7 protein-coding genes and 1 tRNA gene are annotated in these 7,887 nt (G+C 27.0%); 6 read left to right on the top strand and 2 right to left on the bottom strand.

Features of this window, described 5'->3' with window-relative positions:
- Positions 1-107: 107 nt before the first annotated feature.
- Positions 108-183, bottom strand: a tRNA-Pro gene (locus ABUA17_RS14570).
- A gap of 143 nt (positions 184-326) precedes the next feature.
- On the opposite strand from ABUA17_RS14570, the gene ABUA17_RS14565 reads away from it, so the two are divergent.
- The 4 genes from ABUA17_RS14565 to rsmI all read left to right on the top strand — a co-directional run bounded on the left by ABUA17_RS14565 (position 327) and on the right by rsmI (position 3,928).
- On the top strand, positions 327-629 hold the full coding sequence (locus ABUA17_RS14565; protein ID WP_042401923.1) for a hypothetical protein: 303 nt from the start codon (positions 327-329) through the stop codon (positions 627-629).
- A gap of 221 nt (positions 630-850) precedes the next feature.
- The gene (locus ABUA17_RS14560; protein ID WP_195951421.1) at positions 851-2,074 is read left to right on the top strand and encodes a C40 family peptidase; all 1,224 of its coding nucleotides are present in this window, start codon (positions 851-853) and stop codon (positions 2,072-2,074) included.
- 262 nt (positions 2,075-2,336) lie between these two features.
- Entirely contained in the window at positions 2,337-3,077 is a 741-nt protein-coding gene (locus ABUA17_RS14555) for a tRNA1(Val) (adenine(37)-N6)-methyltransferase (RefSeq protein WP_042401929.1), read from the top strand.
- A gap of 5 nt (positions 3,078-3,082) precedes the next feature.
- On the top strand, positions 3,083-3,928 hold the full coding sequence (rsmI, locus tag ABUA17_RS14550) for a 16S rRNA (cytidine(1402)-2'-O)-methyltransferase (RefSeq protein ID WP_349818099.1): 846 nt from the start codon (positions 3,083-3,085) through the stop codon (positions 3,926-3,928).
- Positions 3,929-4,001: 73 nt separating this feature from the next.
- On the opposite strand, the gene ABUA17_RS14545 is transcribed toward rsmI, so the two are convergent.
- The gene (locus ABUA17_RS14545) at positions 4,002-4,247 is read right to left on the bottom strand and encodes an AbrB/MazE/SpoVT family DNA-binding domain-containing protein (RefSeq protein ID WP_042401932.1); all 246 of its coding nucleotides are present in this window, start codon (positions 4,245-4,247) and stop codon (positions 4,002-4,004) included.
- A gap of 445 nt (positions 4,248-4,692) precedes the next feature.
- On the opposite strand from ABUA17_RS14545, the gene ABUA17_RS14540 reads away from it, so the two are divergent.
- Positions 4,693-5,280 (top strand): DUF1836 domain-containing protein, encoded by a 588-nt coding sequence (locus tag ABUA17_RS14540; protein ID WP_042401935.1) that lies wholly within the window; start codon positions 4,693-4,695, stop codon positions 5,278-5,280.
- A 243-nt stretch (positions 5,281-5,523) separates the two neighbouring features.
- On the top strand, positions 5,524-7,824 hold the full coding sequence (locus ABUA17_RS14535; protein ID WP_195951422.1) for an ATP-dependent DNA helicase: 2,301 nt from the start codon (positions 5,524-5,526) through the stop codon (positions 7,822-7,824).
- Positions 7,825-7,887: the final 63 nt, after the last annotated feature.

Raw genomic sequence — 7,887 nt, 5'->3', positions numbered from 1 at the left:
TTAACATGAACGTACCCGTATGGGTTATTTTTTTTGCAATTAATTAGTGTTGCACTTGATATTGTAATTTATCATAAAAAAAAGAGATAGACTTAAACCTATCTCTTTGGTCGGGGTGACAGGGATCGAACCTGCGACCTCATGGTCCCAAACCACGCGCGCTCCCATCTGCGCCACACCCCGCAGCACATTTAATATTATATGAATAATTAATAATTATGTCAATACTTTTATTTAAAATATTTGATAATTATTTTAGCATTATGTTAAAAAATAATATTATGATATAATTTTATATTAGTAAATATTAAGAAGGTGGTGTAAATATGAATTTTACAATTATAGTAATGATTTTAGGAAGCTTAGGATTCATTTTATTAGGTACATTCTTATTAAATAATAAGTATATAAAAAATATAGACCCTAAGGATTCAGAATTATATAAAGAAGCTAAATCTATGAAATTAAGTGGTTATACGAATATTTTAATTGGAGTAATTGGAGTAATATGCTCTATTGCAACGTTTGTAGTAGGGGATATTAGTAAGACTATTGTAATGATATTTGTAGTATGTATAGCTATATTATCTACATTTCAATATATATTAAATAAGAAAATAAGAAAATAATTAGTAATAATATATATGAAAATCTATATAAATATAAGGTATGTTTATAAAAAGTATGATTTAAAAGGGTATTGAATTGGAAAAAAATAATTCTAGGTATACATTTACATACCAGTGAAATAGGCATTTTTAAAATTTACCATTGTCCAAAGTTTCCATAAGTGATATAATGGTAAAGAAACCAAAGGAGAGGGGGAGGGTCTAAAGACCTACAGATAAATATGAAGAAGAAAATTTTATCAGCATTATTAGCTGCTACTTTAGTTATTACTTCAGCAATGCCTACCTTTGCTACACCAAATCAAGAAGTAATAGAAAACCAGAACAAATATGATGAATTTACGAAAAAGATAGAGGATATTAATAATAAAATATATAGTTTAAATGCAGAAATAGAACCTTTAGTTGCAACTATTGACGAGAATAATACTCAAATAGAGCAAATAAAAGTTGAAGTAGAAAATACTGAAAAAGAAATAGAAACTGCAAAAGAGGATATAGCTAACACAGAAGAAGTGCTAGGAAAGAGAATTAGAGAGTTATACAAATCAGGTGGACAAAGTAGCTACATAATGTTATTATTCAGTGCTGACAGTTTTAATGATTTAATATCTAAGATTGAATCAACTAGCAGATTAGTAAACATAGACAAAAAGATAGTTAAAGAACTTGAAGAAAAACAAGATTCTCTTAATCAAAAAATTGAGAGCTTAGATGCGAAAAATGAAGAACTTGTAAAGATAAATGAAGAAACTCAAAAATCATTAAGTGAATTTGAAGCTAAAAAGGCTGAACAAGAAACTTTAGTTGAACAAGCTAAAGCTGAACAAGCTGAGTTTGAAAGAGAATTCTTAGCGGTTTCAGAGAGACAATTAGTTACACCACAATATGCTGTTATTGAGAATTCATCAAGTTCAATTGATCAATTAAACAGTGCAATTTCTCAATTAAGAAGTATAAGAGATAATCAGCTTAAGAGTAACATAGTAAAAGAAGAAGTTAATGAAAAAATCGAAGCTGCAAAGGCTAAAGTTGCAGAGCTTCAAGCTGCAATAGATGCTGCAAATGCTGCAAGTAAACCAAATAGAGGTGACTCAACAGTATCTGCAACTGGTAATGCAATAGTAGATTATGCATATAAATTCCTTGGAACACCATATGTATGGGGTGGGACATCTCCAAGTGGATTTGACTGTTCAGGATTTACTCAATATGTATTTAAAAATGCTGCAGGAGTAAGTTTACCAAGAACAACATATGATCAAATAAATGTAGGTACACCTGTAGCTTATAGCGACCTTCAACCAGGAGATTTAGTATTCCCTCATACTGGACATGTTGGTATATATATAGGTGGAGGACAAATGATACATGCACCAAGTACTGGGGATGTAGTTAAAGTTTCAAGCGTATATAAATTCTATACAGCGAGAAGAGTAGTATAATTTGAGTTTACAGACTAGGATTTTATTAATCCTAGTCTTTTTTGTATATAATATGTATAATAAAAGTACTTAGTTTACAATTGAAAAATATTGCGAAACAACTTAGTTAGTTATTAGTTAAGAGTTAGTGGTTAATGGTGAAACTCCTATGTGAGTTTCTTAAAGTATATATTTTTCTAACTTCAGCTCAGCTGAAATTAATCCTTAACTATTAAATATAAACTATTAACTAAATTACAAGGCAATTTAATAGAGGTGTGTTATGGAAGTTAATATAGGCAAAGATGAAAGTATTGATGATTTACAATTAAATGGACTACAATTAATACAAAAAGAACAAGGATTCAGATTTGGGGTAGATGCTGTATTATTATCTCATTTCGCAAATGTAAAAAAGAAGCATAGAGTAATAGATTTATGTACTGGTACTGGTATAGTATCATTTTTAGTATATGGAAAGTATAAGCCTCAAGAAGTTATAGGCTTAGAAATACAAGATGATATGGTTGAAATGGCTAATAGAAGCTCTAAACTTAATGATACTAGTGATATAGTTAAATTTGTTCAAGGGGATTTAAAGGATAAAGCTTTATTAGATTCATTAGGAAGATTTGATGTTGTAACAGTAAATCCACCATATAAATTAAATAATGCAGGGATTTTAAATCCAAATGATAAATTAGCTATTGCTAGGCATGAAATAATGTGTAACTTAGAAGATGTAATTGTATCAGCAAGAAGGCTTCTTAAGGATAATGGAAGAATGTTTATAGTACATAGACCAGAAAGGTTAGCAGATATTTTTGGATTAATGAGAAAGTATAAGATAGAACCTAAAAGAGTTAGATTGGTTCAGCCTAATACAAAAAAAGCACCTAATATAGTTTTAGTTGAAGGGCAAAGAGATGGTGGGGCATTCTTAAAGTGGGAAGAAACTTTATATGTATATGATGATAATGGAAATTACAGTGAAGAGATAAATCGTATTTATGGAAGGATGTAATGCAAATGGAATATGGAAAGGTATATTTAGTACCAACACCAATAGGGAATTTAAAAGATATAACTCTAAGAGCTTTAGAGGTATTAGAAAATGTTGATGAAATTGCAGCTGAGGATACAAGGCAAACTTTAAAGTTATTGAATCATTTTAATATAAAAAAACCTCTATTTAGCTATCATCAACATAATGAGCAAGGAAAAAGTGATGAAATAGTATCAAAATTAGAATTAGGAAAAAATATTGCAATAGTAACTGATGCAGGTACACCAGGAATATCAGATCCTGGAAGTGTTGTAGTTAGAAAATGTATAGAAAATAATATTGCATTTGAAGTATTGCCAGGAGCAACAGCAATTACTACTGCGTTAGTATATTCTGGTTTAGATACGACTAAATTTATATTTAGAGGATTTATACCAAGGGAAACAAAAGAAAGAAAAATACTAAAAGAAGAAATAAAAGATAAGAAAGAAACTTTAATTTTCTATGAATCACCACATAGACTAATAGAATCATTGGCTTATTTAGAAGAGGCATTGGGTAATAGAAATATAGCAGTATGTAGGGAATTAACGAAATTACATGAAGATATATATAGAGGAACTATTAAAGAAGCATATAATTGGTTTTTAGAAAATAGACCAAGAGGAGAGTTTGTTTTAGTTATTGCTGGTAAAAGTGAAAGTAAAATTAGGGCTGAAAAAGAGCAAGAACTTAGTGGAATAACAGTAGAACAACATTTAATTAATTTAATAAATAGTGGAATTGATAAAAAAGAAGCAATAAAGCTTGTAGCTAAGGAAAGGGAACTTCCTAAAAAAGAAGTGTACAAAATTGCTATAGATATATAAACATAATAAAGGTGGAGTGCCTTAAGGTACTCCACCTAATTATCGTTTTAAATATGTAAATTAAATTTTGAAATTACTTTCCAAGTTTTAATTCTTCCATGCAGTTTTTGCAGATGTTTTTACCTTTGTAGTTTATAACATCTCTAGCATCACCACAGAAGATACAAGCTGGTTCATATTTCTTTAATATGATTTGTTCACCATCTACATATATTTCTAAAGCATCTTTTTCAGCTATATCTAAAGTTCTTCTTAATTCTATTGGGATAACTATTCTTCCTAGCTCATCTACTCTTCTTACAACTCCAGTTGATTTCATAAAAAAATTCCTCCTTAAACAAGTTTCGACATTTAGCAGATTAATATTAGCAGATATGTAATTAAAAGTCAATAAAAAACTTTAAAAAAAGTTTTAATTACAAATTTCTCTTTAAATTAATTCATAAATAAACTATACTACCATATTTTTGAAAAGTCAATAATATTTTATAAAATAAATGACAAAATAAATGATTTAATATACTGCTTGTACACATATTTTGTAGAAAAAGGGTTTATTAATTTAAAATTATTAAATATAAGATGATAAAATAAGAAAAAAAAGTAAATTAACGTTAAAAGGTATATTTTTCTAATATATGACGAAAATTAAAGATATGTCATAAAAAAATAACATATAAGATAGACGATATTAACTTGTAATAAGTTTATAATAACTATATAATATAATTACTGAAAAATAGAGAAAGATGAGGTGAAATGATATGGTTAATAAGATTGATAATAACTATATAAAAGAAGTTGCAGAAGAAATAGCTAATACATCAATGATTCCTTATGATGACTTACCTAAATATGACCTTTTTTTATCTCAGGTTATAGATTTTTTAAATGATAAGTTTGTAGAAGATAAATACACTAATAATATAGTACAAAATTATATAAAAAGTGAGGTAATTAGTAAACCAGAAGACGGTAAAAAAAGAGGGTATACTAAGATTCACTTAGTACAACTTGTATTATTAAGTTATATGAGGCCTATTCTTACAACAGAAGAAATCAAAAAGGTTTTTAGCTTAGCATTTAATGAAATTAATGATAGATCTGATGATATTATTGATTGGGAAACAGCTTATAAGCTATTTTTTGAAACACAAGGTGAAAGTTTTCAAAAATATCTAGATGCTACTGCTATAAACGATGATAAATTAGATTCTATTATAAAAGATTTAAATCTTGATGAAAAAGATGAAAATAGTATAAGAACTTTTGTTGTTGTTTTATCTTTAATAGCACAAGCAAGTGCCATTAAGAAGTTAGTTCAAAAAATTGTAAATGGATACCATTCATAAATGAGATTCTAAATCTTAGGTTTAGCTAATCGAATTTATTCATCAGATGTTAATAGGAGGAGTTCTCTTTAAAAGGGAATTTAAATCTTAGATTTATTTAATTTAACTTCACTTAAATTTTGAAGTTAAATTGAAAGAGAATAAAATACACATTTGACTTAAAAGTTATTTATTATTAAAGCTACCGATTTAATTGGTAGCTTTTTTGTTATAATAAATTTATAAAATAAGGAAGGAAAAATTATGAGTGATAAATTACTTTTTAAGGAATCTGTAAGAGGTATTATTGAATATGTATTAAAAAATGGTAGTTTAGATGATAGGTTTGTGTCTAGGGGAAGAGCTGTAGAAGGAACGATAGCACATAGTATACTTCAAAAGGATAATGAAACAATATATGAAGATTATGAAAAAGAAGTAGCCTTAAAGCATAAGTTTATAATTAATGATATAAACTTATTAGTAGATGGTAGAGCGGATGGTATTATAAAAGAAAATAAAAAGGTTATTATTGAAGAGATAAAATCAACATATAAAGATTTAAGTTGTATTGATTCAGATTATAATATGCTTCATTGGGCTCAAGGAAAGTTTTATGGGTATATTTACTGTTTAGATAATAATTTACAGACAATAGATATTAGATTAAGCTACTTTAATATAAATACAAGTGAAGTTAGATCTTTTGATAAGACATATAATTTTGGAGAATTAAAAGAATTTGTTTATTTTCTAGTTAATAAGTATTTAGAAGTAATTACTGTTAAAGAAAAATTTAATAAGATTAAATACAAAAGTATTAAAGATTTAAAATTTCCTTTTGAATCATATAGAAAAGGACAAAGGGAATTAGCTGTAAATTGTTTTAATAGTATAAAACAGCAAGGAATTTTATTTGCACAGGCACCTACAGGTATAGGAAAGACTATATCTACTATTTTTCCATCTTTAAAGAGTATTGGAGAGGGTAGAGGACAAAAAATAATATATTTAACAGCTAAGACAATTACAAGAACTGTAGCCGAGGAAGCATATTTAAAACTATATAAAGAAGGCCTTGAATTTAAGGTAGTAACAATTACAGCTAAAGAAAAAATATGTTTAAATGATGAAGTCAAATGCAATCCGGATGATTGTATATATGCTAAAGATTATTTTACAAAAATTAATGATGTAATAATATCATTAATAAAAGAGAATAATAAATTTTTTGGAAAAGATATTATTGAGTATGCAAAAAGGTATAAGGTTTGTCCATTTGAATTATCTCTAGATTTAAGTGATTGGTGTGATGGAATAATATGTGATTACAATTATGCATTTGATCCAAGAGTAAAACTTAAAAGAATATTTGAGGAGCGTAATGAAGAAAATATATTATTGATAGACGAAGCACATAATCTTGTAAATAGAGCAAGAGATATGTATAGTTGTCAACTAGAAAAAAGTAAAGTTATGACTGTAAACAAAGTTATAAAGGGAAAAGTGCCCAATTTATATAAAATATCTAATGCTATAAATAAGGAAATGATATTAATAAGAAGAGAGTTAGAAGAGGTAAATAAAGATTTTTTATATCATAATGTGGTGTATAAAGATTTAATTAAGTTATTACGAACATTTATTAATGAAGCTGAAAGTTATTTAATTAAAAGCAAAGGAACTTTAGGATATGATGATGTATTGGATTTTTATTATAGTGCTAGGAGTTTTATAGCAGTTAGTGAATTATATAATAAGGAATATACTACTATATTAAAAAAAGAAAAGAATGAGTTTATAATAAAGATATTTTGTATAAATCCATCTTTAAATTTAAAACAAACATTAAAAAGTGCATATTCAAGTGTTATTTTTTCAGCCACATTATCTCCAATAAAATATTATGTAGACTTAATAGGTGGAGATGAAAATAGTTTTAGAGTAAAATTTGATTCTCCGTTTAATAGAGAGAATTTATTAACTTATTTATATAGCTTAGATATGAGATATGTTAATAGAGAGAGAAACATAGATATATTATGTAAAATTATCAATCAGTTTATAAATGAAGTGCAAGGAAATTATATGGTGTTTTTGCCATCGTTTGATTATTTGGCAAAAGTATACAAAAGATATGTTGATATATATGGTAAAGATGGTACAATAGTTCAAGGAGAAAGTCTGTCAGAAGCACAAAAAGAAGAGTATTTGGCTCAGTTTTCTTTAGAGAATAAGGTTGTTGGCTTTACTGTTGTTGGGGGAATGTTTTCTGAAGGGGTAGATTTACCTGGAGATAAGTTAATTGGAGCTATTATAGTAGGAGTAGGTTTTCCAAAGGTTTCTATAGAAAATAATATAATACAAGAGTATTTTGACACTAATGGATTTGATTATTCATATACTTATCCTGGTATAAATAAGGTACTTCAATCAGTAGGAAGGGTAATTAGAACTGAGACAGATAAAGGAAGAGTTTTATTAATAGATAATCGGTATAATAATCCTAAATATAGATTTATTTTGCCATCAGATTGGATTATAGAAGATTATAAATTAAAATAAACAACATAGTCATTATGTATATAAAAGAGTATATACATATTATAAAAGAGTAAATAGAAAGGG

The sequence above is a fragment of the Clostridium sp. RTP31139st1_H3_RTP31139_211217 genome, from assembly GCF_040227035.1.
Taxonomy (GTDB): domain Bacteria; phylum Bacillota; class Clostridia; order Clostridiales; family Clostridiaceae; genus Clostridium; species Clostridium saudiense.
Note: the sequence above shows the minus strand (reverse complement) of the source record. Positions and strands in the feature narration are given on the sequence as shown.

Excerpts from the sequence above, each read along its gene's own strand:
- ABUA17_RS14540 (WP_042401935.1), top strand. The coding sequence starts at position 4,693 with ATGGTTAATAAGATTGATAATAACTATATAAAAGAAGTTGCAGAAGAA.
- ABUA17_RS14565 (WP_042401923.1), top strand. The coding sequence starts at position 327 with ATGAATTTTACAATTATAGTAATGATTTTAGGAAGCTTAGGATTCATT.
- ABUA17_RS14545 (WP_042401932.1), bottom strand. The coding sequence starts at position 4,247 with ATGAAATCAACTGGAGTTGTAAGAAGAGTAGATGAGCTAGGAAGAATA.
- ABUA17_RS14560 (WP_195951421.1), top strand. The coding sequence starts at position 851 with ATGAAGAAGAAAATTTTATCAGCATTATTAGCTGCTACTTTAGTTATT.
- rsmI (WP_349818099.1), top strand. The coding sequence starts at position 3,083 with ATGGAATATGGAAAGGTATATTTAGTACCAACACCAATAGGGAATTTA.
- ABUA17_RS14555 (WP_042401929.1), top strand. The coding sequence starts at position 2,337 with ATGGAAGTTAATATAGGCAAAGATGAAAGTATTGATGATTTACAATTA.
- ABUA17_RS14535 (WP_195951422.1), top strand. The coding sequence starts at position 5,524 with ATGAGTGATAAATTACTTTTTAAGGAATCTGTAAGAGGTATTATTGAA.